Source organism: Streptacidiphilus sp. EB129, assembly GCF_041262645.1.
Classification (GTDB): Bacteria; Actinomycetota; Actinomycetes; order Streptomycetales; family Streptomycetaceae; genus Streptacidiphilus.
Genome location: NZ_JBGCCS010000047.1, coordinates 1 through 25,192 on the forward strand (window position 1 = coordinate 1; position 25,192 = coordinate 25,192).

At 70.1% G+C, this 25,192-nt stretch carries 21 protein-coding genes; 3 read left to right on the top strand and 18 right to left on the bottom strand.

Going from position 1 to position 25,192, the window contains the following annotated elements:
- Positions 1-379 precede the first annotated feature (379 nt).
- Positions 380-1,768: a helix-turn-helix domain-containing protein gene (locus tag ABH925_RS33525; RefSeq protein WP_370154356.1), complete on the top strand. Its 1,389-nt coding sequence runs from the start codon at positions 380-382 to the stop codon at positions 1,766-1,768.
- 12 nt (positions 1,769-1,780) lie between these two features.
- On the opposite strand, the gene glgB (ABH925_RS33530) is transcribed toward ABH925_RS33525, so the two are convergent.
- The 9 genes from glgB (ABH925_RS33530) to ABH925_RS33570 form a co-directional block, all read right to left on the bottom strand.
- Positions 1,781-4,054, bottom strand: a complete 2,274-nt coding sequence (glgB, locus tag ABH925_RS33530; RefSeq protein WP_370154433.1) for a 1,4-alpha-glucan branching protein GlgB — start codon at positions 4,052-4,054, stop codon at positions 1,781-1,783.
- Between the two features lie 27 nt (positions 4,055-4,081).
- Complete coding sequence (locus tag ABH925_RS33535; protein ID WP_370154358.1) at positions 4,082-5,680, bottom strand: hypothetical protein; 1,599 nt, start codon at positions 5,678-5,680, stop codon at positions 4,082-4,084.
- Positions 5,677-6,105, bottom strand: a complete 429-nt coding sequence (locus ABH925_RS33540) for a VOC family protein (RefSeq protein ID WP_370154359.1) — start codon at positions 6,103-6,105, stop codon at positions 5,677-5,679. Before ABH925_RS33540 ends, ABH925_RS33535 begins: the two co-directional genes overlap by 4 nt.
- Positions 6,105-6,707, bottom strand: coding sequence for a DJ-1/PfpI family protein (locus ABH925_RS33545; RefSeq protein ID WP_370154361.1), 603 nt, complete (start codon positions 6,705-6,707; stop codon positions 6,105-6,107). The genes ABH925_RS33540 and ABH925_RS33545 overlap by 1 nt, the downstream gene beginning before the upstream one ends.
- Positions 6,700-8,289, bottom strand: coding sequence for a GMC family oxidoreductase (locus ABH925_RS33550; protein WP_370154364.1), 1,590 nt, complete (start codon positions 8,287-8,289; stop codon positions 6,700-6,702). The genes ABH925_RS33545 and ABH925_RS33550 overlap by 8 nt, the downstream gene beginning before the upstream one ends.
- A gap of 57 nt (positions 8,290-8,346) precedes the next feature.
- Positions 8,347-8,718: a nuclear transport factor 2 family protein gene (locus ABH925_RS33555; protein ID WP_370154367.1), complete on the bottom strand. Its 372-nt coding sequence runs from the start codon at positions 8,716-8,718 to the stop codon at positions 8,347-8,349.
- A 64-nt stretch (positions 8,719-8,782) separates the two neighbouring features.
- Positions 8,783-9,226, bottom strand: a complete 444-nt coding sequence (locus ABH925_RS33560; RefSeq protein WP_370154369.1) for a nuclear transport factor 2 family protein — start codon at positions 9,224-9,226, stop codon at positions 8,783-8,785.
- Positions 9,227-9,291: 65 nt separating this feature from the next.
- On the bottom strand, positions 9,292-10,938 hold the full coding sequence (locus ABH925_RS33565) for a thiamine pyrophosphate-binding protein (RefSeq protein ID WP_370154371.1): 1,647 nt from the start codon (positions 10,936-10,938) through the stop codon (positions 9,292-9,294).
- A gap of 57 nt (positions 10,939-10,995) precedes the next feature.
- Positions 10,996-11,820 (bottom strand): type 1 glutamine amidotransferase domain-containing protein, encoded by an 825-nt coding sequence (locus ABH925_RS33570; protein WP_370154373.1) that lies wholly within the window; start codon positions 11,818-11,820, stop codon positions 10,996-10,998.
- A gap of 296 nt (positions 11,821-12,116) precedes the next feature.
- Between ABH925_RS33570 and ABH925_RS33575 the strand changes: the two genes are divergently transcribed.
- Both ABH925_RS33575 and ABH925_RS33580 read left to right on the top strand, forming a co-directional pair.
- On the top strand, positions 12,117-12,380 hold the full coding sequence (locus ABH925_RS33575) for a UBP-type zinc finger domain-containing protein (RefSeq protein ID WP_370154375.1): 264 nt from the start codon (positions 12,117-12,119) through the stop codon (positions 12,378-12,380).
- 30 nt (positions 12,381-12,410) lie between these two features.
- Positions 12,411-14,072 (top strand): FAD-dependent oxidoreductase, encoded by a 1,662-nt coding sequence (locus tag ABH925_RS33580; protein WP_370154378.1) that lies wholly within the window; start codon positions 12,411-12,413, stop codon positions 14,070-14,072.
- Here the strand turns inward: ABH925_RS33580 and ABH925_RS33585 are convergent.
- The 9 genes from ABH925_RS33585 to glgB (ABH925_RS33625) form a co-directional block, all read right to left on the bottom strand.
- A complete protein-coding gene (locus tag ABH925_RS33585; protein WP_370154380.1) occupies positions 14,067-14,414 on the bottom strand; it encodes a nuclear transport factor 2 family protein in 348 nt (115 codons plus the stop codon). The two genes, ABH925_RS33580 and ABH925_RS33585, sit on opposite strands and share 6 nt — an antisense overlap.
- Before the next feature lie 55 nt (positions 14,415-14,469).
- Positions 14,470-15,951: an ATP-binding protein gene (locus ABH925_RS33590; protein WP_370154382.1), complete on the bottom strand. Its 1,482-nt coding sequence runs from the start codon at positions 15,949-15,951 to the stop codon at positions 14,470-14,472.
- A 150-nt stretch (positions 15,952-16,101) separates the two neighbouring features.
- Positions 16,102-17,619 (bottom strand): aldehyde dehydrogenase, encoded by a 1,518-nt coding sequence (locus tag ABH925_RS33595; protein WP_370154384.1) that lies wholly within the window; start codon positions 17,617-17,619, stop codon positions 16,102-16,104.
- A 780-nt stretch (positions 17,620-18,399) separates the two neighbouring features.
- Positions 18,400-18,819 carry an ester cyclase gene (locus ABH925_RS33600; RefSeq protein WP_370154386.1) on the bottom strand — a complete coding sequence of 140 codons (420 nt, stop codon included), beginning with the start codon at positions 18,817-18,819 and terminating at the stop codon, positions 18,400-18,402.
- Positions 18,820-18,870: 51 nt separating this feature from the next.
- Positions 18,871-20,154 (bottom strand): alpha/beta hydrolase, encoded by a 1,284-nt coding sequence (locus ABH925_RS33605; protein ID WP_370154389.1) that lies wholly within the window; start codon positions 20,152-20,154, stop codon positions 18,871-18,873.
- Between the two features lie 79 nt (positions 20,155-20,233).
- Positions 20,234-21,118, bottom strand: coding sequence for an ester cyclase (locus ABH925_RS33610; RefSeq protein ID WP_370154393.1), 885 nt, complete (start codon positions 21,116-21,118; stop codon positions 20,234-20,236).
- A 41-nt stretch (positions 21,119-21,159) separates the two neighbouring features.
- A complete protein-coding gene (locus tag ABH925_RS33615) occupies positions 21,160-21,492 on the bottom strand; it encodes a hypothetical protein (protein ID WP_370154396.1) in 333 nt (110 codons plus the stop codon).
- Between the two features lie 145 nt (positions 21,493-21,637).
- Positions 21,638-22,909, bottom strand: a complete 1,272-nt coding sequence (locus ABH925_RS33620; RefSeq protein WP_370154398.1) for an IS701 family transposase — start codon at positions 22,907-22,909, stop codon at positions 21,638-21,640.
- 55 nt (positions 22,910-22,964) lie between these two features.
- Positions 22,965-25,178 carry a 1,4-alpha-glucan branching protein GlgB gene (gene glgB, locus ABH925_RS33625; RefSeq protein ID WP_370154400.1) on the bottom strand — a complete coding sequence of 738 codons (2,214 nt, stop codon included), beginning with the start codon at positions 25,176-25,178 and terminating at the stop codon, positions 22,965-22,967.
- Positions 25,179-25,192 lie beyond the last annotated feature (14 nt).

The following is a 25,192-nucleotide window of genomic DNA, read 5'->3' on the forward strand; positions in this document are numbered from 1 at the left end:
CGGCACCAAGTGGCATCGACGTCCTCCGGACGGGCACCACCCCCGATTTTCCCGGCCTCGGGCGGGACCGCAAGGGCCCGGGAAGACTACAAACGCCGAGGCCACAACCCCCAGATGCGGTTGCAGTACTAGGACAGTGTCCGAGGAGCGGCGGGTCACGGTCTCCGGGACGCCCCTTCTGTGCTCATCTGCACCAAGTCCTGGGCTACCGTGGGTGTCCGGCATGGTTTCCGACGACTTGGGAAGCTTGGTATCGAGTGCCCCGTCCGGGGTGTTCTCGCCACAGGGAGGCAGACGGACACGGGGCAAAATTGACATGTACACTTCGAGCGAGAGGTTTCCCTCCAGATCAGCCGGAAGCCCAGGTACGGATCGGAATATGACGGAGCGACAAAAGAGCATCCCGGACACCCTCGGGCAGCGTCTGCGCCTGTTGCGCCAGCAGCGGGGCCTGAGCCAGCAGGACCTCGTCACAGCAGACATCTCGGCCAGTTACATCTCCCTGATCGAGACGAACAAGCGGGTTCCCTCGGACACGGTGATCGAGGCTCTCGCGGAACGGCTCGGGACCTCGGTCAACTATCTGCGGACCGGCCAGGACGACAACCGGGTCAAGGAGATCGAACTCGCGATCGCTTTCGGCGACATGGCGCTGCGCAGAGGCGCCGACGGCGAGGCGCTCCAGGCCTACACCGAGGCGCTCGGGGCGATTCCGCTGCTGGACGCCGCCACCACCCGCCGGGCCCGGATCGGACAGGCACTGGCCCTGGAGCGACTCGGCCGACTGGAAGCCGCCATCGCCCAGCTGTCCGCGCTCTTCGAGAACCCGTCGCTCCCCGTGGCCTCCTCGGAGTGGAGCCGGTTGGCCACCGCCCTGTGCCGCTGCTACCGCGACTCGGGCGACTATGTGCTGAGTGTCGAGCTCGGAGAGCGGGCGCTGGGCGAGCTGGACCGGCTGGGGCTGGACGCCACCGACGACCACCGGCAGCTGGGATCGGTTCTGATCGACTGCTACCGCATCCGCGGCGACCTGACCCGGGCTCATATGCTCGCGCTCAGGCTCATCCGCGACGACGAGCACCCCGGCTCCCCGGTCCTGCGCGGCGGCGTGTACTGGAACGCCGCACTGGTGGCCCGGGCGCGCAATCGCACCGACGAGGCCCTGACGCTGGCCGAACGGGCGCTGTCACTGCTGGCCGAGACCGACGGCGCCCGGCACCAGGCGCTGCTCAAGGAACTCTGCGGGGAGCTGCTGCTGGACTCCGACCAGGTCGACGCCCAGCGCGCCAAGCAGCTGATCGAGGAGGCCCAGGGTGTCCTGGTCGCCATCGGGACCACCCACGACCAGGCCCGTGGGGAGATCGGCCTGGCCAAGGCCGCCCTGCGGCTGGGCGAGCCGGGCCGGGGGGAGCAGCACGCCAGCCGCGCCATCGGGCTGCTGAGCAGTCAGCCCCCCTACCAGGCCGCGGAGGCCTGGACGGTGCTGGCCGAGGCGCTGTTCCGCAAGGGCGAGGAACAGAACGCCGAGGACGCGCTGCGCACCGCCGAGCGGCAGCTCGGGTTGCTGCCGCCGAACCGCCTCGCCGCCGAGGTGTGGCGGCGCGTCGGCGACCTGTGGCAGGACCACGACCACGGCCGGGAGGCCATCACCGCCTACCAGCAGGCGCTGGCTCAGGCAGGCATCCCGGCGGCGCCCGGCAGGCATCAGCACCACGGCCGGAATCCGCAGCAGCAGTCCCAGGAGATGTACATCCGTCCGGCCGGGTGAGGGTGCGGGCGCCTACGAGGGTTCGGGAATGACGCCTTCGGCCGGTGCCAGCCAGATGGTGGCGAGCGGAGGGAGGGTGATCAGGGTGCTGGTGGGCTGGTCGTTCCAGGGGGTGGCATCGGCCTTGACCGGGTCGGGGTTGCCGACACCGCTGCCGCCGTAGCCGGGGTCGTCGGTGTTGAGGGCTTCCAGCCAGCGGGTGTCGCCGCTGACGGGGGGCAGGCCGATGCGGTAGTTCTCGCGGACCACCGGGGAGAGGTTGCTGACGCAGACCAGGGGGGCCCCGGTGGTGTCGTGGCGGACGAAGGAGAGCAGGTTGTCCTCGGCGGCGTTGCTGTCGAGCCAGGTGAAGCCGGCCGGGTCGGTGTCGTGCTGCCACAGGGCGGGGGTGTCGGTGTAGACGTGGTTGAGGTCGCGGACCAGGTTCTGGACGCCGCGGTGGTCCCCGACCGCGGGCCAGTCGTGGTCGAGGAGCCACCACTGCGGTCCGGTGTCGTGGTCCCACTCCGCGCCCTGGGCGAACTCCTGGCCCATGAACAGCAGTTGCTTGCCGGGGTGGGCCCACATGTAGGCCAGGTAGGCACGGACGTTGGCGCGCTGCTGCCACCAGTCCCCGGGCATCCTGGACACCAGCGAGCCCTTGCCGTGCACCACCTCGTCGTGCGAGATCGGCAACAGGTAGTTCTCCGAGTACGCGTAGACCATCGAGAAGGTCATGTCGTTGTGGTGGTACCTGCGGTGCACCGGCTCATGGGCCAGGTACCCCAGTGAGTCGTGCATCCAGCCCATGTTCCACTTCAGGCCGAAGCCCAGGCCGTCGGCGCTGGTGGGGCGGGTGACGCCGGGCCAGGCGGTGGACTCCTCGGCGATGGTGACCACGCCGGGGCAGCGGCGGTAGACGGTGGCGTTCATCTCCTGCAGGAACCGCACCGCGTCCCAGTTCTCGCGTCCGCCCTGGTCGTTGGGGGTCCAGGCGTCGTGGTCGCGGGAGTAGTCGAGGTAGAGCATCGAGGCGACCGCGTCCACCCGCAGCCCGTCCACGTGGAACTCCTGGGCCCAGTAGACGGCGTTGGCGACCAGGAAGTTGCGCACCTCGGTGCGGCCGTAGTCGAACTCCAGGGTGCCCCAGTCCGGGTGCTCGGCCCGCAGCGGGTCGGCCGGCTCGTACAGCGGCTGGCCGTCGAACCGGGCCAGGGCGAAGTCGTCCTTGGGGAAGTGCGCCGGGACCCAGTCGACGATGACCCCGATGTTGTGCTGGTGCAGGATGTCGACGAGGTGGCGGAAGTCGTCGGGGCTGCCCAGGCGGGAGGTGGGGGCGTAGAAGCCGGTCACCTGGTAGCCCCAGGAGCCGCCGAAGGGGTGCTCCATGACCGGCATCAGTTCGACATGGGTGAAGCCGAGGTCGGTGAGGTAGGCGGGAAGCTGCTCGGCTATCTGACGGTAGGTCAGGCCAGGCCGCCATGAGGGCAGGTGAACCTCGTAGACGGACATGGGGTGGTCGTGGGCGGTGCGGGTGGCGCGCTGGGCGAGCCAGGTGTCGTCGCTCCAGGAGTGGGTGGAGGTGTGGACGACGGAGGCGGTGGCGGGGGGCTGCTCGGTGGCCCGGGCCAGCGGGTCGGCCTTCTGCAGGGTGCGGCCGTCGCGGGTGGCGATCTCGTACTTGTAGACGGTCCCGTCGCCGACGGCGGGGATGAAGAGCTCCCATACGCCGCTGGCGCCCAGCGACCGCATGGGGTGGGCCAGGCCGTTCCAGCCGTTGAAGTCCCCGATCACCCGCACCCCCGAGGCGTTGGGAGCCCAGACCGCGAAGCCGGTCCCGGCGACCCCGTCCAGGGTGCGGGTGTGCGAGCCCAGGGCCTGCCACAGCTGCTCGTGCCGGCCCTCGCCGATCAGGTGCAGGTCCACGGCCGAAACGGTCGGCCAGAACCGGTACCCGTCGTCCTGCACCTGCTCCACACCCTGGTACACCACCCGCAGCCGGTACGCCGACGGCGGCTCCTCCCACGGCAGCAGTGCGGTGAACAGTCCGTCCCGCTGATGCGACAGCTCGAACCGGCCGCGCTCGCACTCCACCACCACCCGCTCCGCCAGCGGACGCAGCACTCTGAGCGCCACGCCCTCCCCGGTCCGGTGCGCCCCCAAAACGCCGTGCGGGTCGTGGTGCCAGCCCTGCACGAGCCGCTCCAGCTCCGGCCCCGGGAGCGGGGCCGGAACCGGAGCGGGAGCAGACGCGGCTGTCGGCGTCGGAGCGGTGGTACGGGATCCCCGGGAGCCGGGGAGGGTGATCGGCGGAACTGTCACGGGCTGGGGCTCTCAGTCCTTCTCGGGGCGGACCCGGGACGTGGGCTGCTGCCCACGGCCGGGTGCCGCGGTAGTCGCTTCACGGTTGCCGAGCAGCCTGCGGATCGCAGTCATCGGCACCGGAAGCCATTCGGGCCGGTGGGTGGCCTCGTAGAGGGCCTCGTAGACGGCCTTGTCGGTCTCGAAGGCGCGCATCGCGATCGGGTGGAGCCGGGGGTCGGTCGCGCCCGCCTCGGCGTAGCCGGCGCAGAACGACCGGCGGTTGCGCACCGACCAGGCCAGGGCACGGCGCTCCTGGCGCAGACGCTCCACCGTCCCCGCACCCACGGCGCCCGCACCCGTACCGGTGGTCTCCGCGGCGGGGGACTCCGCCCTGAGCTCGGTCAGCGCATGCTGTGCCGCGTAGTCGAAGGACCGCAGCATTCCGGCGACGTCGCGCAGCGGCGACTGGGGCAGGCCCCGTTCGCTGAGCGGCCGGGCCGGCTCACCCTCGAAGTCGATGACCTTCCAGCCGTCGCGGGTGCGCAGCACCTGGCCGAGGTGCAGGTCCCCGTGGACCCGCTGCCCGTCCAGGCCGCTGCCCTGCAGGGCCACCTTGACGAAGTCGTCGTAGACGGCGCTGATCCTGGAACAGTAGGCCTCCAGTTCCGGCACCGCCGCCACCGAGTCCTTGAGCCTGCGGTCCATGTCGGCGGCCAGGTCGATGATCTGCTGCGCCTTCAGCCGGGAGGCGGGGAAGGCCTGGGCCAGGGCCTGGTGGACCTGGGCCACGGCCTGGCCCAGGTCGTGGGTGTCCTCGGTGAACCCGTCGATCACCGCGGGTCCGCGCCGGTCGTCGGAGATGCAGTCCACGGCCTGCCGCACCGCCAGTTCCCAGCCGTCGCCGTCCGAGGGCAGGAAGTCCTCGATGATGGCGAGCACGGTCGAGTCCTGCGCACTGCCGGGGGTGTGCAGCCAGCCCGCGAGGTGCGGGGTGCGGGTCGAGCCGAGCCGGGTCAGCGCCGTGAGCACCTCGGTTTCGGGGTGCGGTCCCGGCTCGGGCTGGCGGAAGATCTTGAGCATCAGCCGGTTCCCGAACACCACGGCGCTGTTGCTCTGTTCCACGGCCAGGACCCGGGGGACCAGACCGGCCGGGATCGGCTCGGCGGTGACCGTGGACAGCCGTAGCGAGTCGGCGCCGTGCCCGGCCGCGGTGCCGTCCAGGAGCAGCGACATCAGCTCCGGGTCGGCGGTGGCCTCGTACAGCCACCAACCGTCCCAGCGTCCGCCGACCGCCCTGCCGATCGCGGCCCGGGCGAGTTCGGCCGGCAGGCTGCGGCGCAGGCCGAACAGCAGCTGGTAGCGGCGCGGGGCGGCGGAGGGGTAGCGGGCGTCGACCAGGAGGTCGACCAGCGCGGGTGCGTCCTGGTCGGCCTGCAGGACGGATCCGATGACCGGGGCGAGTTCACTCATGCACCCGTGCTCGTGGGTGAACCAGCGCTGGGTGACCAGCCAGGGCAGCAGTGCGGGCAGCAGCGGGCTCAGCAGCTGGTCGGCCTGGGCCGCCTGCGCCTGCCCGGCGGTCAGGCAGGCGCAGGCGGGTGCGGGCCCGGCGGGCGCGTCGACGGTCATCTGACGCTCGCCTGGGCAGGGTCGGCCTCCTGGTCGGTGTAGCCCTGGCTGATCTCGACGATCGCGCCGTCGGGGTCGCGGATCCACACCGTCCGCCAGCCGCAGATGAAGTCGTCGAAGGAGAGCGGACCCAGGGTCACCTCGGCCTCGTCGCCGAGCCCGGCCAGGAACGCGTCGACGTCGTCGGTCTGGAAGGCGAGGTGCCGCACCGCTCCCGGGGTGGCCGGCCCGTCGCCCTGACCGGGGGTGCCCTCCTCGGCGCCGACCGGGAAGAGCTCCAGGTAGGCGTCGCCGCTGCGCAGGAAGACGATCTCGCCGTCGGGGATCGGCACCGCGCGGGCCCGGGTGAATCCGAACCAGCGGGTGTAGAACTCCTCGGTCAGCTTCTGGTCCCGGCAGTTCAGGCCTATGTGCGACCAGCGCATCAGCTGTTCCTCCTCTGGATCAGCAGCTCGATGATGCTGCGGGCGAACAGGTGGTGGTGCTGGCCGGTGCGGCCGGTGACCAGGTCGCCGTCGACCACCACGTCCTGGTCGACGTACCGGGCGCCCATGTTGCGGACGTCGCCGATGAGGTTGTTGTGGCAGGTGACGGGCCGGCCCTTGACGTTGCCGGGGATCGAGGAGGCCAGCCACATGCCGTGGCAGATGATGCCCTTGAGCAGGTCGGGACGGGCGAAGGCCTGCTGCAGCAGTTCGGTGGCGGGCGCCAGGCGGTTCACGTCCTCGGTGTAGCGCAGCCGGTCGGAGACCATGCCGGAGGGCACGATCAGGGCGTCGTACCGGGCGAGGCCCTCCTCCCCCAGGTCCTCGAAACTGCGGTCGACCACCAGCGGGGCGCGGTACTCGTGCCCGGTGAAGGTGATCGAGGGCTGCCCCCACAGGCGGGTCAGGAAGTCGACCTGGGCGCCCTCCTCGGCGAACCGGTGCTGGTAGTAGAAGATCTCCGGCTCGTAGTAGTCGCTCTCCAGGAGCACCGCGATCCTGGCGCCGGTGAGCGGGCGCTGCCACAGGGCGGTATCAGACACTGGACACTCCTCGGATCAGGTCGGCCGCGCGCTCGGCGATCATCACGATCGCGGTGTGGCAGTTGCCCGAGGGCACGGCCGGCATCACGGAGGCGTCGACGACGCGCAGGCCGCGGACGCCGTGGACCCGCAGCTCGGGGTCGACCACGGACAGGTCGTCGATGCCCATGCGGCAGGATCCGGCCTGGTGGTGGTAGCTGTCGGCGGTGCCGCGGACGAAGTCGCGCAGTTCCTCGTCGGTGGCCTTGGCCGGGCCCGGGGCGAGCTCCTGCTTGTTCCACGGAGAGAAGGCCCGGGTTCCGGTGATCTCCCTGGCCAGCTTGACGCCCTGGACCAGACGGTCCAGGTCGGAGCGGTCGCCCAGGTAGTTCGGGTTGACCAGTGGCTTGGCGGTGGGGTCGGCACTGGCCAGGCGGATCCAGCCGCGGGAGAGCGGTCGGACCACGCCGGGCAGGATGCTGACGCTGTTGGGATGCGTCTGCCCCACGGCGCCGTCGAACGGCACGTGTACAAAGGCCAGTTGCATGTCCGGGCTGGGCAGGCCGGACTGGGAGGCCAGGAACAGCGCGCTCTCGGAGAGGTTCTGGGTCGGCCCGGGCACGGTGTCGCGGGCCTCGGTGATCACTCCGGTGAGCACATGGTTGTGGAAGTTCTCGCCGACCCCGGGCAGCGCGCCGACCACCGGGATGTCGAAGCCGCGCAGCTGGTCGGGGTTGCCGAGGCCGGACTGCAGCAGCAGCTTGGGGGACTCGATGGCCCCGGCCGCCACGATCACCTCGGCCCGGGCGCGGGCCTGTCGCAGCCCCGGCTCGGGCGGCGGGCCGCCGGCCCGGCCGGCCACCACCCGGCCGACGGCGTCGTCGGCGTCGGTGCCCTGGAGGTACTCCACGCCGGTGCAGGTGTCGCCGGAGAAGAGCAGCCTGGTGGTCTGCGCGCTGGTGCGCAGGGTCAGGTTGGGGCGGTCCAGGGCGGGTTCGAGGTAGGAGGCGAGCACGCCCTGGCGGCGTCCGTCGGCGACGTCCAGGTGGTGCCAGCCGGTCCCGAACATGGTGCCGTCGTTGAAGTCGGCGACCTGCGGGTGGCCCAGTTCGACGCAGGCGTCGATGAAGGCCCGGGAGGCGGGGTTGGGCTGGTGCAGCGAGGCGTTCGTGATCCGCTGCGGGCCGGTGGTGCCGGTGGTGGGCCCGGTGACGTCCTCCTGCGCCTCCAGGCGCGAGAAGTACGGCAGCACGTCCTGGTAGGACCAGCCGGCCGCGCCCTGGTAGGCCCAGTTGTCGAAGTCCGTGGGATGCCCGCGGACGTGCATCATGATGTAGAGGTTGCTGCTCCCGCCGGGGGCCTTGCCCCGCGGTTCGAAGGTCTGACGGCCGTTCAGTCCGGGCTGGGGCACGCTCTGGTAGCCCCAGTCGATCTGACCGCCCAGCAGCTGGAACCAGGCGGCGGGCACGTCGACCTCGGGCGGGATGCGGCTGCCGCCGGCCTCGAGCAGCAGCACGCTGACGTCCGGGTCCTCGGTCAGCCGGTTCGCCAGGACGCAGCCGGCGGATCCGGATCCCACGATGATGTAGTCGTACTCTGTCACGTCGCCCCCCAAGGGCTGTGGCCCGCGCGGTGCGCCGCGCGGGCCGTGGTGGGTGGGTCAGCTCTGCGAAAGGACCTGGAACGGCACGGTGTCGTGGAAGTTGGCCATGTAGGTGATCAGGCCGTCCACGATCCGGAAGTAGTTCATGACCTCGGCCTCGACCGTCTTCCCCGCGGGAGTGACCGCGGAGATGTGCGAGACCACGGCGCCCTGCTCACCGTCGACCAGGAAGTGCAGCGGCTGGTTCTGGAAGGAGGCGTACAGGCCACCGAAGCCGCTCATCATCTTCCGGAGCGTCTCGCGGCCTTCGACCCGGCCGGCCAGCTGCTCGTCCATCTCGGTGTCGGCGGAGAACAGGTCGCACCAGCGGTCCCAGTCCCCGGCGTTGGCGTACTCGTAGTAGTGGTCGAGGACCTCTCGGGTGTTCATCGGCGTTCCTCGCTCAGGGCTCGGTTCGGTCATTGCGGTACCGGTGCTGGCTTCTGAACAGGCTCTAGAGGGCGGCGGAGCCGGGCATCGGCTCCAGGCCGTTGACGATGTAGGTCTTGATCTGCGGGCCGTCGGCGCCCGCCACCACGACCCAGGTCTGGTCGGCGTCGAAGCCCAGCCAGGCGCTGTTGGCGGCGGGGGCGTCCCAGATCTTGGCCTGCCAGTTGACGAGCACCTGGACCGTGGCCTGGTCGCCGTCGATGACGGCCTCGACCTTGGTGACGGTGTGCTCCTCGTCGAAGAAGCGGTGGGTGACGGCCTTGTACCACTCGGCGAAACCGGCGTGGCCGCGGGAGGTGCCCTCGGGGAAGCGCATCTCCAGGCCGTCGTCGACCAGGAACGGGAGGGTCTCCGCAAGGGGGATGTGGCGGTCCAGCGCGACGTACCAGGTCTCGGCGAGGGTGCGGATCGACTCGGCGGTCAGCGGCTTGGTGTTGGCGGACGGCATGACTCAGGCTCCTCGCGTTCGGGGCTGCTCGGGGTTGCTCAGGATTGCTCGGGGTTGATCGGTAATCAGACGTGCAGGTCGACCAGGAACGGGCCGTTGTGCTGCAGCATCTGCTTGACGGCGGCGGCCGCCTCTTCGGGCTTGTCGACCCGGATGGCCTCGACGCCGAGCGACTTGGCCAGTCCGCTGAAGTCGATGGCCGGGTGCGACAGGTCGAAGGAGGCCGGGAAGGCGTGCGGGTCGATGTCCCGCTCGCGCCAGTACTGCTCGATGTTGTCGTCCAGCAGCCGGTACTTGTGGTTGTTGCAGACCACGAACTTGGCGCCGATGTCGTAACGGGCCGCGGTCCACAGCGCCTGGTAGGTGTACATGGCGCCGCCGTCGCCGGTGAAGCCCACCACGGTGCGGTCGGGCCGGGCCAGCTTGGCGCCGACGGCGCCGGGGATGCCGACGCCGAGCGAGCCGCCGCGGGTGAGGTGGTAGTCGCCGGGACGGTCCGGCGGCAGGTAGTTGACCACCTCGGGCGAGGAGGTCAGCGCCTCGTCGAAGACGACGACGTCGCCGCCGGTCTGCTGGGCGAGCGCGTGCATGAACGCGGTCAGGGTGGTGGCGTCGTGGTCGCGCTGCTCGAACTCGGCCAGGCGCCGCTCGCGTTCGGCGCGGGCGGCGGCCAGCCGCTGCCCGGCCTGCCCGCTCTGCCGCTCGGACTGCAGGGCGTCCAGGGCGGTGCCGAGGGCCGCCAGGGCCGGCTTGGGGTCGGCGGCGATGCCCAGGTCGACCGGGAAGTTCTTGGCGATCTCATAGCTGTTGAGGTCGATGTGAACGATCCGCGCCCCGGGGCTGAAGGGGGTCTCCAGTGCCGGGAAGACCTCGGGGAAGACATAGGTGCCGACGATCAGCACCGCGTCGGCGTCCCGCACCAGCGAGGCGCTGTGCTCCCCGAACATGTGCCCGAGCTGGCCCTGCGACAGCGGGTGCGAGGCCGGGATGTTGACCTCGGAGGAGTCGACGTTCCAGACCCTGGCGCCGAGCCGCTCGGCGACCGCGACCAGTTCGTCCTGCGCCTGCGAGTAGCTGACGCCGTCGCCGATCAGCACGATCGGCCGTTCGGCGCCCACGAGCAGCTCCGCCGCCCTGGCCACCACCTCGGGCGCCGGGGCGACCGTGGTCGAGGGGATGCTCGCGGGGGCCACCGGCTCCGGGTTGAGGGCGTCCAGGACGTCCATCGGCAGAGCGACGAAGACCGGCCCGCAGGGCGGCGTCTGAGCGATCTTGACGGCGCGCCGGATCACCCGCAGCACCGACGACGGGTCGGTGACCCGGGTCGCGTACTTGGTCACCGGACGGGCCATGGCGACCAGGTCGCTGGCCATCTGCGCGTCCATCGCGTCGTAGCGGATGCCGGCGTCGCCGGCGATCACCACCAGCGGGGTGTGGCCGCGCAGCGACTGGTAGAGCATGCCGATGCCGTTGCCCAGGCCGACGCCGGTGTGCAGCTGCAGCAGCGCCGGTCCCCCGCTGGCGCGGGCGTAGCCGTCGGCGATGCCGGCGGCCACGGTCTCCTGCAGGGCCAGCACGTAGCGGAAGTCGGCGGCCTTGTCGGCGGCGTCGAGGAAACCCTGTTCGACGGTGCCCGGGTTGCCGAACATGATGGTCAGGCCGTCTGCCTGGAACTGCTCGATGAGCTTGGTGGTGCCTGGCTTCGCTGCCATGGGAGCCTCTCTGTGGCCGGTTCTGTGGCCGGTGTCCGCCATGTGCTTTCGGGCTGCCTACCAGCCGTACCGGGTGAGCCCCTGCTCCAGGACCTCGACCATCTTGCGGCCGGTCAGGAACGAGTCGGGGGTGGAACGGCCGGTGACGAACGGGTAGTCGACGATCACCGACACCGGCTTGCCGAAGTTGCCGTGGTAAGCGCCGTGCGGGCCGGTGGCGTCGCGCAGGATGTACTCCAGCGGGTACGGGACCACGCCCATGTTGAAGTCGGTGCCGAGGAAGCCGGTGCCGTCCTTGTAGTCGTACTCCTTGCAGTGGCCGGTGACGTGCTTGCCCCGGATGATGCTGGCCCGGTCGTCCCAGTCACGGGCGAAGGCCAGGCAGGCGACGCCGTAGCACTCCGCGCCGATCAGCTTGCCGGCCCGCTTGAAGGCCAGGATCAGGTCGTGCACCCGGCCGTTGTTGGCCAGGTCGACGATCGGGCCGCTGCCGCCGACGATCAGCAGCGCGTCGTACTCGGTGATGTCCTCGGCGACCCGGTCCAGCTCGCTGTTGTAGGCCTCCAGCGCGCGCAGGTAGTCGGCGTCGCTGGTGTAGGGGCGGTCGGGCACCCAGGCGGATATGTCGACCGAGCCGTCCAGACGGTCGGAGGCCTCGACGTCCCGGCCCAGCTTCGCGACCTCGGCGGTGGTGACCGAGCGGCCGAGCGGCGGGTCGACGTATCCCTCCTCCAGGCTCGGAGGCAGGGCGTGCGCGCGCTGGCCCGTCGGCGTGGCGAAGGTGACCCGGTACCCCTGCTCGTCGAACGCGGCCAGCGGACCCACCAGTTCCTCGGCCCAGTAACCGCGTTCCGAGAGAATGACCAGAATGTGCTTGCTCACAGAATCCTCCGGTACTGCGAGGCGGACATGACTCATGGACGATTGCGCCGTCACCGGCCGAGCGTCAATCGAATGGAGCACCACTTCCTGAGGTAGCCGAGAGTTCGTCGGATACGTCGCCGGACCTGCCTCCCGGAGCGATTCCAGGAAGTCGGCGCAGTACTTCATGGAATCGGCCGTCACTGCGCCGACTTCCTGAAGTCCGCTGCGGGCGCCGGGGAATGGCTGCCTATGCTCGGGAGGTTCATGCGAACCGGGTTCCCGGTTCTCGACCGTTCCGACCCGGGAGGCCCGGAGTGCCCGCTTGTACCCATCTCGACCGGATCCGGGACGTGGCCCCGCGCACGGAAGGCTGCGAGGAGTGCCTCGCCCTCGGGGACAGCTGGGTGCATCTGCGGATGTGCCTCAGCTGCGGGCACGTGGGCTGCTGCGACTCGTCCAGGAACCGCCACGCCACCAAGCACTACCACGCCACCGACCATCCGATCGCCGCCTCCGCCGAGCCCGGCGAGGACTGGGCCTGGTGCTTTCCGGACCAGCTCGTCCTCAAGCCCGGCTGAGCGTGCACAGCAGTCAGAAGGAGCCCCCCGTTGAGTCAGGCAGCAGACGAAGTCCTGAAGCCGGTGATCCTGGCAGTCGACGACGACCCGCAGGTACTGCGGGCGGTGCGGCGGGACCTGCGCGCCAACTACGGCGACCGCTACCGGGTCCTCGGCGCCACCTCGGCCGGTGAGGCGTTCGGCGTCCTCGACGTCCTCGACGAACGCGGCCAGGACACCGCGCTGTTCCTGGTCGACCAGCGGATGCCGGACATCACCGGGGTCGAGTTCCTGGTGGACGCCGTGAGCAGGTTCCCGGATGCCCGCCGGGTGCTGCTCACCGCCTACGCCGACACCGACGCCGCGATCACCGCGATCAACCAGGTCCGGCTCGACTACTACCTGATGAAGCCCTGGGATCCGCCGGCCGAACGGCTGTTCCCGGTCCTGGACGACCTGCTCTCGGACTGGCTCGCCGCCTACCGGCCCCGCTACCAGGGCGTGCGCATCGTGGGTCAGCTGGTGTCCCCGCAGACCCACGAGGTGCGCGACTTCCTGACCCGCAACGGCCAGCCGTTCCAGTTCCTGAACGTGGAGACGGACGGCGAGGCCCGGAAGCTGGCCGCCGGCCACCCCGGGGCCGCGCTGCCGCTGGTGGTGTTCCCCGGCGGGACCGTACTGTCCGCGCCGACCCCGGCGGAGCTCGCCGAGCAGATCGGACTGTCCACCACCGCGTCGCGTCCGCACTACGACGCCGTCATCATCGGCGCCGGACCGACCGGCCTCGCGGCCGGCGTCTACGGTGCCTCCGAAGGCCTCTCCACCCTGCTCGTCGACGCCAACTCCCCCGGCGGCCAGGCCGGTACCTCAAGCCTGATCGAGAACTACCTGGGCTTCCCCTCCGGGCTCTCCGGCGGCGACCTGGCCCGGCGGGCGGTCGCCCAGGCGGCCCGGTTCGGGGCCGAGCTGCTGCACCCGATGGAGGTCAGCGGGTTCCGCAGGGCCGATCCCGCGCGGATCATCACGCTCGCGGACGGGACCGAGATCAGCGCCGAGACGGTGCTGCTGGCCATGGGCGTCTCCTACAACCGGCTGCAGATCCCCGGCGCGACGGAGTTCGAGGGCGCGGGCCTCTACTACGGCGCGGCGACCACCGAGAGCAGCGCCTGCATCTCCCAGCATGTGTTCATCGTCGGCGGCGCCAACTCGGCCGGGCAGGCCGCGGTGCACTTCGCCAAGTACGCCGCCCAGGTGTCGGTTCTGGTGCGCTCGGACTCGCTGGAGGCGGGCATGTCGCAGTACCTGGTCGACGAGATCCACCGCACACCCAATATCGAGGTGCGGCTGAACACCCAGGTGGCCGCGCTGCTCGGCGGGGAGCGCCTGGAGCGGGTCCGGCTGGCCGACAGCGTGACCGGGGCCGAGACGGAGGAGGAGGCGAAGTTCGTGTTCACCTTCATCGGAGCCCGTCCGCGTACCGGGTGGCTGGGCGAGGCCGTGGCCACCGACGGCCACGGCTTCGTCCTGACCGGGGCGGACGTCCCGCCGGAGACCTGGAGCCTGGAGCGGCCGCCGGCGTTCCTGGAGACCTGCGTGCCAGGGGTGTTCGCGGCCGGCGACGTCCGGGCCGGGTCCGTCAAGCGGGTCGCCTCGGGCGTGGGTGAGGGGGCGATGGCCGTCGCGCTGATGCACCAGTACCGCGCCGGATCATGAACCGCTGAGGAAGCCCGCGGTCTGGCGCCAGATCTTGCCGTGCTTCACCACGAGGGTGCCGAAGGTGTTCGTGGCCACGCCGCCCAGCCTCATGACCGCGCGGTAGAACACCGTGTCGTCGGTCTGGACGTACTCGGTGAAGCCGATCAGGGTGGGTTCCAGGGAGAGGTACCCGGTGAACAGCTCGCGCAGCGCGGCGGTGCCGGCCCATACCCCGTCGTAGCGCAGCAGCGCCGCGTCGGGCAGGTAGTTGTCCATCAGATCGTCCAGACTGCGGTTGCTGAGGGCGGCCAGCTGGCGGACGTGGACCGGGTGCAGGACTTGGCTGTCGGTGCGTGCCACGGCGTGGGCTCCTTGCTGAGCAGGGGGTGGGCGATGAGGCGCGGGGAACGCCCGCTCAGGGGGATGTGGCGGGGCGGCCGTCGGCGCGTCGGCCGCCGCCGTCCAGGGGGACCCGGATCAGCATCCGGGTGTCGCCGGGGGCCGACCGCACGGTGATCGAGCCGTGGTGCCGCTGGTGCACGATCCGGTAGGAGAGATGCAGGCCGAGACCGGTGCCCTTGCCCACGTCCTTGGTCGTGTAGAAGGGCTCGAAGATCCGGGGCAGCGAGTCCGCGGGGATCCCGGTCCCGGAGTCTCCGATCTCGATGATGAGGCAGGTTCCTTCGCGGACAACCCGCAGCGTGAGCGTGCCGGACCCCTGCATCGCGTCGACCGCGTTGTCGATGAGATTCGTCCAGACCTGGTTGAGCTCGGTCGGATAGCCGGTCATCGGCGGCAGGTCGGGCGCGTAGTCGCGCACGATGCGCACGCCCGCGAGCTTGGGACGGAGCATGGTCAGGGTGGCTTCCAGACCGTCGGTCACCAGGAAGGTCTGCTCCGGGGCCCGGTCCAGATTGCTGTAGTCGCGGGTGGCCGCCACCAGGGCGGAGATGCGCGGGGCCGTGGCCTGCAGCTCACCGGTGAGGACGCGCGTCTCCAGCAGGCTGGACAGGTGGTCCAGCGCGGCCGGCAGGGAGTTCGGCCGGATCCCGGTGAGCTGCTCGTCGAGCCAGTCCTCCGTCAGGCCCTGGTCCGCCAGGGCCGAGGCGAGGATGCCGGCACGGGAGCAGCCGCGTTCCTCGGCCCAGGCGAGCAGGTCGTCCTCGGCGTCGGCGACGGCCATCGGGTCGGTCCGGGTGGGCACGGGGGCTTCGGCGGCGGCGCGGACGGCCGCGACCAGCGTCTCCCGTTCCCCTGCGTCCGCGATGCTCCCCCACAGCTGGGCCGACTGGTCCAGCCGGACCACGGCGGGTGCCAGGTCCTGGGCGACCCTGGTCATGGCCGCGGCCGGGTTGTTCAACTCATGCGCCAGGCCCGCCGCGAGAGTGCCCAGGGCCATGACCGTGGCCCGGTTGCGGGCCTGCATCTCCGAGGCCTTGATCCGCCAGGCGAGGACCGGCAGCAGCATCCGGGCCACGCCGGCGCAGCGGGCCAGCATCTCGAAGAAGGCGTCCTTGGTGTAGACGAGGACGGTGGTGGTTCCGACGGCGGTGGCCGTGGCCACATAGCCGCCGTCGGTGAGCAGCGGGAGTTCGCCGGTGAACCGGTGCGCCACCGAGGGCTTGTCATCGTGCTGGTCGGCGGCGGTCGGATGGGAGAGGTGCCGGGTGAGCACCTCGTTGCGGCCGTCGATCAGCTTGGTGACGATGAGTTCGCCGTCGGCGAGTACGTAGAAGTGAGTGGCCTCCCCTCCGTCCTCGAACAGCACTTCGCCGTCTTCCAGTCGTCTCAGTCCGGTCACGCCGGTGAGCCATGCGTACTGGTCGTCGGTCAGCTCGTCGAAGAGTTCGATCGAGCGGAGCCGGCCGGCGATTCCGTGGTCGTCCGAAGAATTCATTGCGACTGCCTTCTCGTTCTGCTCGGGTCGGCGGCGCCCCGGTGCCCGGGCCCCACGGCAACCTATCGGCGACAGCCGGCTCCCGCCCGCCGAAGGGACGGCGGGCGGGAGCCGGCTGCGGGGCACCGCAGAGGAGCGCGAGCCGGCGCGCTACAAGCTGAGATCCCCGCCGAGGGCTGCGTCGGGCCCGACCGGGAGGTCGACCCAGACCGATTTCGTCTCGCTGTAGGAGTGCATGACCTCGGGGCCGAGCTCGCGGCCGTAGCCGGATGCCTTGCGGCCACCGAACGAGATTCCCGGGTCCCACTGGGCGTAGGTGTTGATCCAGCAGGTCCCGGCCCTCATCGCCGCGGCGATCGAGTGGGCGCGCTTGATGTCCCGCGTGTGCACGGCGGACGCCAGCCCGAACTTGGTGCCGTTGGCCAGGGCCACCGCCTCCTCGTCGGTGTCGAAGGGGATGACGGTGATCACGGGCCCGAAGATCTCCTCCTGGGCGATCCGCATGTCGTTGCGCCCCTTGAAGATCGTCGGCCGGTAGTACCAGCCGGAGTCCGATCCCTGCGGATGATGGGGCTGCCCCCCGGTCACCAGTTCGGCGCCCTCGTCCAGGCCGATGCGAACGTAGCTGCTCACCTTCTCGAACTGCAGCTGGTGAGCAAGCGGGCCGATCACCGTGCCGGGATCCAGCGGGTCGCCCGGAAGCGTGGCCTCGGCCCGCCTGGCCAGCGTCTCGACGACCTGGTCGTAGACGGGACGCTGGACCAGGAGCCGGGAGCCCGCGACGCAGACCTGCCCGGAGCCGTAGAAGATGCCGTTGAACGCGTGATCGATCGCCTCGTCGAGGTAGGCGTCAGCGAAGATGATGTTCGCCGACTTGCCCCCGAGCTCGACCGAGACCTTCTTCAGGGTGTCCGCGGAGGCCCTGATGATTTCCTGGCCCACCAGGTTGGATCCGGTGAAGGCGATCTTGTCCACGCCGGGATGCGCCACCAGGGCGATCCCCGGAGCGGCGCCGGTGCCGGTCACGACGTTCAGCACACCCTCGGGCAGGCCGGCCTCCGCGAGCAGCCGGGCGATCTTCAGGGCGGACAGTGGCGTGGTCTCGGACGGCTTGTGCACGATGGTGTTGCCGGCGGCCAGAGCGGGCGCGAGCTTGGTGGTGGCCAACAGCAGCGGAACGTTGAACGGGGTGATCGCGCCGATGACCCCGATCGGCTCGCGCAGCGTGTAGGCGAACGCGGACCCCACGGAATCGTGTGTGGTGCCGGACATCTGACTGGCCAGCCCCGCGTAGTACCGGTAGATGGCCGGCGCGAAGAACCCGTTCTCGATCCGGGTGAACGCGAGTGGCTTGCCCATGTCGGCGGTGTCGAGGCGGGCGAGTTCCTCGGCGTCACGCTCGATGAGGTCCGCGGCCGCCAACAGGATCCTGGCCCGCTCATGTCCCGACATCCGCGGCCAGGGGCCCTCGTCGAACGCCCGGCGGGCGGCCCGGACCGCGGCGTCGATGTCGGCGGCGGACCCGTCGGCCACGTCCGTGATCACCGTCCCGTCGGCGGGGTTGACGGTGGCATACACCCGGTCGTGCGTGGCGCCGGTCCAGCGCCCGCCTATGAACAGCCCGTCCTGGGCGATCGCCGTGGCTCTCAGGGGAAGAACATCAGTCATGACTGGAAACAACTCCTTCTGGGACGCTTCGGGAACATCTCATTCGGGGCTCCGGGTCGGCGGGCAGCGCCGCCGAGGCCGGTCCGGGGAGCGGAGGTTCACGAGCAGCACGCGGACGCCCGCACCGATCGCGAGACTGGCCGGCCCGTGCTTCAACCGCGTTGGCGATGGCCGGTCCGCCGTGCACCGTGGTGAGGGCACGTCCCCGCTCCTCCGGCGTGGCGATGGTGCTCGCGGCCGCGGCGGCCGGCGTGTGGAGCCCCGCGCACAGGGTGCCGGTGAGGACGGCGGACACCGGAGCGCTCACGGCGTGGACGCCGGAGACGACGGTGATGAGCCTGCGGGCAGGACCGCTTGGCAGGACGGCTGCGACAGACCGCGGAGGCATCAACGGTCGTATCCGCGGTTATCAAGGGCAGCCGTCGGCCCCAGTCGCTCTTCCCCGGTACCCGCACTCGGAGAGGTTGGGACAATAAGAATCCGCCCAGACATCGATAACCCCCGTTATCAACCAATGGTCTTTGGTTCTGCGATGAGTAGAACAGTCGGCCGAATGCATGGCAACGGCCTTCCGGATCCCCTGGCATACTCTGGTAAGTCGGCCGCCTTCCAGCCTGAAGAAACCGTTACTCCGTCAAGTCAGGGCGGTTCGGACGCACGAACCGAAAAGTCGGGTGGCCCGAGGGAGGGATTCCCTCGGGCCACCCGACAGTTCTGGTCGGAGGGCGTTCCTGAGCTCAGGTCCGGGCCCTGGACCGGCTGTTCGTCAATGGATCCGGACTAGGAGGCCGGCGGCGGCGGAACGACGCCGAGCTGCTGCAGGATGCCCAGCACATCGACGTTCGCCCAGCGCTCCACGATCAGGCCACCCTCGAGACGAACAATGGTGATTCCCGTCCAGGTCAGGGCCTTGCCGGTCGGGGGAATGCCCTGGAACGCCCCTTCGTGGGTCCCTTCCATCGTCCAGTGATGCACCACCAGGTCGTCTTCGGCGATCTCGTGGTGGACGGTGAGCCGAAGATCCGGGAACGCCGACCGGAACCCCTTGATCACGCCCTTGAAGGCCTCGACGCCCTGGGAGTTGTCAAAGTGGTCGACGACATCGGGGTGGATGTACTTCTCCGCCGGACCGAAGTCCCCGTGATTCCAGGCAGCCGGAAACACGGCGATGGAGATCCTCTTGTTCTCCTCGACAGACATAGTCGTTCCTCACGTGAGATGGGGTGAACCAGGCACAGGTTCCTGACACGCTTACTGCAGGTCCGGGAGGCCGTAGTCGTAGTTGCGGTTCTCGCCCCAGGGCTGACGGTGGACCCGGCCGGTGGCATCGACCACGGACAGCACCGACTCCATCGGCTTTCCCTTGAAGCGGTCCGCGATCCAGTCGGCCATGTACACGAACTCGTTGGGGCCCAGGTAGCTCGACGACCGGCTGTGCAGCGTGTGGCCCTCGCCCTGGTACAGCAGCAGTTCCTTGGGCGTGCTGACGTCGTTGAGCACCCCGAAGGTCGACTCGATCGACGACCAGTCGTCGTCCTCCCCGCTGCACACGAGGTAGGGACAGGCCACGCTCTCCCCCAGGCCGGCGGCGCTGATGCCCGGAATGAACTTGTCGAAGTCCGCCTCGTCCTGGTAGCCCGCCATGAACATGAAGCGGAGCTTGAACGACGGCGAATTCATCTGGAAAGCCGTGTACTCGCCCTGCTCGTAACTGGGGTAGGCGATGGCGACCGCCTTGGTGGTCGGGATGACCGTGGAGATCTGGGTGGCCCACAGGGCGCCCATGCTCACGCCGCGCACGGCGATCTGCTCCGTGTCGATCTCGTCCTGCTGGCCCAGCCACTCGAAGATGGCCCGGCCGGCCTCGTAGAAACCGGCCTCGGTGATGAAGATCTCGCGCAACGCGGAGCTGTACTGCCCCGGTCCGTCGAAGAGGAAGACGGCGATGCCGCGGCTCAGGAACTGATCGCCGTGCAGGGCGACACAGATCTCCTTGGTGCTGTCCATACCCCCGACGGTGATGACAACGGGCAGCTTCTCGCCCGGCTTGTAGTTCGGCGGCAGGTGCAGCCAGCCCGGCAGGGCCTTGCCCTGGTAGGGGATCTCGGCGCGGCGCACGATGTGGTCGGCGTACTTGGCGTACTGGGCGTAGCAGTGGTTCTTCCGCTTCTCCAGTTCGTGGTTCTGCCGGGTGTGGTCGGCGATCGGCCACTGCGCCTGGCCGTAGAGGACCGACGCGATGTAGTAGCTCTCCCGCGCCGCGACGGTGTACCCCTGCTCGTCCATGGCCTCGGCGTTCTCCTGGCGGTGCTTCGCCGCCGCCGAGTACTCCCGGGCGATGTCGTTGTACTTCTTGACATTCCGCTCCACGCGGAGGAAGTCACCGAGGGCGCCGATGCCGCAGGGGAACAGGGCGAAGTCCATGTCGCCCTGGTCCCAGGTCACGCCGTTGGCGCGGATCACGTTGTCCAGCACCCAACGCTGTTCGCGGAAGCGCTCCACGCGCGTTTCCACTCCGACGGGCAAGGTCGGCATTGTCTGTCTCCTTCTTCTCTTCGGATCGGATGTCCAGGTCCCCGGAGGGGCAAAGCAGCCGGCCGCCGCGTGCGCCGCGCTAGTTCGTTCCGATCACACCGATCTGCTGGAGCAGGCCGAGGCCGTCCTCCGCGACGTGGACGGATACGATCTTTCCGCCGGAGAGATGGAAGAGGTCAGTGCCGTCGTCCTTGACGAAATTCCCGCTGGCGGGAGCGCCGAGGAAATCGCCCTTCTGCGTACCGGTCATCTGGTAGCGGACCGCCACCCGGTGTCCGTCGGCGATCATGTATTCGGGGGCGAATCCGGCGTCGGGGAACGCCGTGCGCAGTCCGGTCACGAACTGCTTCATCCCCTCCGGGCCCCGCACCGGGTCGGGCAGCGTGGGGATGTGGAAGGCGAAGTCGGGAGTCATGAGTTCGTCGATGACCGCCAGGTCCCCCTGGCCCATGATCTCGGTGAAGTAGCGGCCGACGACCGCCTTGTTGGCCTCGGGGGAACTCGGCACGGGCGTGGCCGAGGGCTGGCCCGGGAAGAGGCTGCGGCCCAGCTGGGTGATCAGCCCCAGGCCGTCCTCGTTGGCCGTCACCTCGGCGATCTTCCCGTTGCTGATCCGGTGCCAGGTCATGCCCTCGATGTGGAACTGGTTGCCGGCCGCCGGAACATCACCGATCACCGTGGGGAAGGGTATGCCGGTGTGCGTGCCGCGGGCGGTCCAGCGCGTCAGCACCCGGTCGCCGTCGGCCACCAGGTCCTCGACGGCGAACTGGATGTCGGGAAAACACCCGCGGAGCATGTTCACCAGCCCCTTGTAGCCCTCGACGCCGCGGAACGGCTCCTCGTGGGTGGGCATGGTGAAGATGAAATCGGGGGCGGTGATGTCCTCCAGGACCTTCATGTCCCCCTTGTTGAACACCTCGTTGAAATAACGGAGTGTCAGGGACTTGTTCGCCTCGACAGACACGAGCCTCTCCTCTGTTCAGCTTGATCCGTGCGCGGAAACGGTCAGATGCTCCAGTTGACCGGGTAGTTGACGATGTTGCCGAAGTGGACGTTGGCCTTTTCGGCGTCCGCCGCGGCGCGCACGGTCATCTCCTTGAGCCGGCTCATCTGCTCTGCGGCCTCGTTGGACTCCCAGACGCTGACATGGATGACCTGGGAGCTGATGGGAGAGGTGGTCGCGAAGTAGCTGATCAGGCCGGGCAGTTGCTTGATGGCCGGAATCAGGTACTCGCCGATCGCGATGTTCATCTTCTCGGCCTCCGGGAACACGGGGGGCTCGAAGGTGCCGATCGAGACGCGGACGACTGCGGTCGCGGGGATCTTGTCAGCGGTCACGATAACTCTCCTCGGATGTCTACGTTCTGACGAGATACCAGAATACAATCCTCGCCGGGAGGGAATAGAGTTCCGGCCTGAGGGGGCCATTACTTCGTCAACTCGAATACTTCGTCAACTCGAATTCCAGGTGACCGGCCCGGGATCAGTGCTCGCGGGCCCCGGTCGGCAGCAGCGCCGTACTGGGGGACTCGGCCGGCCCGGGGAGCGGGTGGAACGGGCCGAGGCGGGAGTAACTGCTCTCCTGGGCCTGGGACAGCAGTGTGATCGCGTGGGCCACCGAGACCAGGGTGGCGTGGTGGTGCCAGCCGCGGAACGATCGGCCCTCGAAGTCGCTGACCCCGACCTGGGCGCTCACCTCGCGCAGGTCACGCTGGACCTGCTGGGTGAGCTGCGCGGTCCTGAAGACGGCCGCGGGCGACTGCTGGGTGGTGTTGGTGAGCCAGAACTCGGCGGGCCTGGTGACCGCGGGGTCGGTCCAGGCCCCCACCAGCAGCAGCCGGTGGGTGGAGGTGCCCCCGGACGCGCTCCTCGGCAGGTGGACGGTGGCGGCGGCGATCGGGGCGACCCGGCGGCGCTGGCTGGAGCGGTCCACCCACTCGACCGGGCGGTGCTGGCCCCGCAGCGAGTCGATGACTCTGCGGGCCGAGACCCACTGGCCGCCGAAGGGAGCCGACCCGGCACCGGCCGCGGCAACCGGGAAGGAGCCGCCCACCCGCAGGATGAAGGGCACCGCCTGGTCGTTGAGCGCGGAGCAGACGTGGTCGAGGTCGTTGTCGCCGACCTCCATCAGCACCGGGCGACCGACGGCCTGCCGATGGCGTGGGAGGTCGAGAACGTCGGCGACGGCGCAGTGGACCGGCGAGTCGGACACGACGTTGTCGGGAATGCCGCCGCGCCGGCGCCGGCCGGGGTCGGCGGTCCAGGTGCTCGGCAGTGCCAGCCCCCAGTCCACCGGGTAGCTCGCGTCCTGACCGACCATCCAGATGCCGTATGCCTGCTGGCAGTTGGACACCCGTCCCAGGTGCGGGACGAACTGGCGCTCCACACCCACGGAGCGTCCGCCGGCCTTGGGGATGAACAGCGGCTCGACCGCCAGGGCCTGCGGCTGGATCTGGTGCTGCAGGTAGTCGGCCAGTGCCCGGCGGACCGGTTTCCAGTCCCAGGGCGACTTGCTGACGAACTGCTGCAGGTTCTGCTCCCCGGTGGCACCGGTGGCACCGGTGTGCGCCGCCGCTATCCGGCGCACACTCTTCCGCCCGTCGACCGTCAGCAGACCCCGGACGTAGACCTCTGCCCAGCGCCGCTGGTCCCGGCGCGGCAGCGACGAGAACACCACCTGGCAGACGTCGCTGAGGATGTCGGGTGCAATCCACGGGCGTCCGCCGAAGGCTGTTCCTCTCCCAACTGGATTCATGTCAACACCATAACCGCTGGAACACTGGGTCAGTCAACTGGCATGACTCTTCTTGTCATCTCCCTTCCGGTCGGAGCCAGAGCGCCGCCAGCGCGGGGAGCACCAGCGTGGCGTGCGCACCGCTGCCGGACGGGCCGACCGGCTCGGCGGTGATCGAGCCCTGGTTGCCCAGCCCCGCACCGCCGTAGTAGTGCGAGTCGGTGTTGAGGACCTCCCGCCAGACGCCTGCGCGCGGCAGGGTCAGCCGCAGGCTGCTCCTGACGACGGGACAGAAGTTGTACACGCACACCAGCGGCTCTCCGGCGCTGTCGTAGCGGGTGAACGCGAGCATGTTCTCCCGCGCGGCGTCCGCCTCGATCCAGGCGAAGCCCTGCGCCGAGTCGTCCTGCTGCCACAGCGGCGGCGACGCCTGCAGCAGCGAGTTGAGGTCGCGGACCAGGGTCCGCACACCGCGGTGCCGCTCCCCGGTCTCCCCCGGTATCTCCGGCAGGTCCCAGCCGAGTTCGCCCTCGTGCCACCACTCGTGGGGCTGCCCCAGCTCCTGCCCCATGAACAGCAGCTTCCGGCCCGGCTGGGCCCACTGGAAGGCCAGATAGGCGCGCAGCGTGGCGAACTTCTGCCAGGAGTCGCCGGGGACCTGAGCCAGCAGCGAGCCGCGCCCGTGCACCAGGTCGTCGTGGCTGACCGGCAGGATGTGCCGCTCGGCGTAGGCGTAGCGCATCGGGGAGGTCATCCGGGTGTGGTGGAACTGCCGGTGGACCGGGTCCTCCTGCAGATAGGACAGCGTGTCATGGGCCCAGCCGGCGTTCCAGCTCAGGTCGAAGCCGAGACCGCCCTCGTCGACCGGAGCGGTGACCCCGGCCCAGGAGGCGCACTCCCCGGCCACGGTGACGGCGCCGGGGAAGCGCCGGTGCAGCACCGTGTTGAGCTCCCGGAGCAGGGCGATCGCATCGGGGTTCTCCTGCGCGTCCCAGCCCTCCGGCGTCCAGCCCGGTGGGGCTCCCGGGCGGGCCCGGTAGAGCATGGCGGCGGGCGCGTCCACCCGCAGCCCGTCGACATGGAACTCCTCGCACCAGAACAGGGCGTTGGCGATCAGGAAGTTGCGCACTTGCGGCCGGGCGTAGTCGAAGGCCAGGGTGTCCGTGCCGCCCGGGTCCGCGGCCGGGTCCTCGGCCTCGTAGAGAGCGGTCCCGTCGAAGCGGGCCAGAGCCCAGTCGTCGCGCGGGAAGTATCCCGGGACCCAGTCGAGCAGCACCCCGATCCCGGCCCGGTGCAGCGCGTCCACCAGCAGCCGGAAGTCGTCGGGGCTGCCGAGCCTGGCGGTGGGCGCGAAGTAGGAGGAGACCTGATAGCCCCAGGACCCGGCGAACGGATGCTCGGCGACCGGCATGAACTCCACATGGGTGAAGCCCAGGTCCCGTACGTAGCCCGGAAGTTCGTCGGCGAGCCGGCGGTAGCCGAGGCCGGCCCGCCAGGAGCCCAGGTGCACCTCGTAGACGCTCATCGGGGCCGCGGTCGCGGGGGCCGCGGCGCGCTGCTCCATCCAGGCGGCGTCCCGCCAGACGTGCCCGGGCGTGCACACCTGCGAGGCGGTCGAGGGCGGGCGCTCGGCCGCGCCCGCGACCGGGTCGGCCTTGTGCCGCCAGAGCCCGTCGGGACCCATGACCTCGTACTTGTAGAGCTCGCCGTCCCCGACGCCGGGGACGAACAGCTCCCAGATCCCGGAGTCGCCCAGGCGGCGCATGGGATGGCCGGTCCCGGTCCAGCCGTTGAAGTCCCCGATCACCCGCACCCCGCGGGCGTCCGGTGCCCAGACCGCGAACGAGGTGCCGGGCACGGCCGCCCGGCCGGCGGACCGCTGCCGGGTGTGCGCGCCGAGGACCCGCCAGAGCCGTTCGTGCCGGCCCGCGGAGAGCAGCCGCAGATCCGTCCCGCTGATACCGGGCGGGAACCGGTAGGGGTCCTCGACCAGCCGGGACTGCTCGCCGCTGGTCTCCTCAAGCAGGTAGTCGCGGGGGGCCGTCCCGGGCAGCGTGCCGGTGAACAGCCCGCCGCCCTCCGCGCGCAGCTCCACCCGGTGCGGGCCCGCCAGCGCGGCCACCCGCTCCGCACCGGGCCGCAGCACCCGCAGGGCGGTCCCTTCGGGCCCGGGGTGCGGGCCGAGCAGACTGTGCGGATCGGGGTGCACCCCGGCCAGCAGTGCGCGGACCTGGCCGGGGCGGAGCGGGGTGCCGGCGGCAGGGGGCGGGGGCCGCTCTCCTGTCGCCATCGGGTGTCCCCCGC

Excerpts from the sequence above, each read along its gene's own strand:
- ABH925_RS33605 (WP_370154389.1), bottom strand. The coding sequence starts at position 20,154 with ATGCCGACCTTGCCCGTCGGAGTGGAAACGCGCGTGGAGCGCTTCCGC.
- ABH925_RS33565 (WP_370154371.1), bottom strand. The coding sequence starts at position 10,938 with ATGGCAGCGAAGCCAGGCACCACCAAGCTCATCGAGCAGTTCCAGGCA.
- ABH925_RS33525 (WP_370154356.1), top strand. The coding sequence starts at position 380 with ATGACGGAGCGACAAAAGAGCATCCCGGACACCCTCGGGCAGCGTCTG.
- ABH925_RS33560 (WP_370154369.1), bottom strand. The coding sequence starts at position 9,226 with ATGCCGTCCGCCAACACCAAGCCGCTGACCGCCGAGTCGATCCGCACC.
- ABH925_RS33590 (WP_370154382.1), bottom strand. The coding sequence starts at position 15,951 with ATGAATTCTTCGGACGACCACGGAATCGCCGGCCGGCTCCGCTCGATC.
- ABH925_RS33620 (WP_370154398.1), bottom strand. The coding sequence starts at position 22,909 with ATGAATCCAGTTGGGAGAGGAACAGCCTTCGGCGGACGCCCGTGGATT.
- ABH925_RS33555 (WP_370154367.1), bottom strand. The coding sequence starts at position 8,718 with ATGAACACCCGAGAGGTCCTCGACCACTACTACGAGTACGCCAACGCC.
- glgB (WP_370154400.1), bottom strand. The coding sequence starts at position 25,178 with ATGGCGACAGGAGAGCGGCCCCCGCCCCCTGCCGCCGGCACCCCGCTC.
- ABH925_RS33535 (WP_370154358.1), bottom strand. The coding sequence starts at position 5,680 with ATGACCGTCGACGCGCCCGCCGGGCCCGCACCCGCCTGCGCCTGCCTG.
- ABH925_RS33540 (WP_370154359.1), bottom strand. The coding sequence starts at position 6,105 with ATGCGCTGGTCGCACATAGGCCTGAACTGCCGGGACCAGAAGCTGACC.
- ABH925_RS33600 (WP_370154386.1), bottom strand. The coding sequence starts at position 18,819 with ATGTCTGTCGAGGAGAACAAGAGGATCTCCATCGCCGTGTTTCCGGCT.
- ABH925_RS33595 (WP_370154384.1), bottom strand. The coding sequence starts at position 17,619 with ATGACTGATGTTCTTCCCCTGAGAGCCACGGCGATCGCCCAGGACGGG.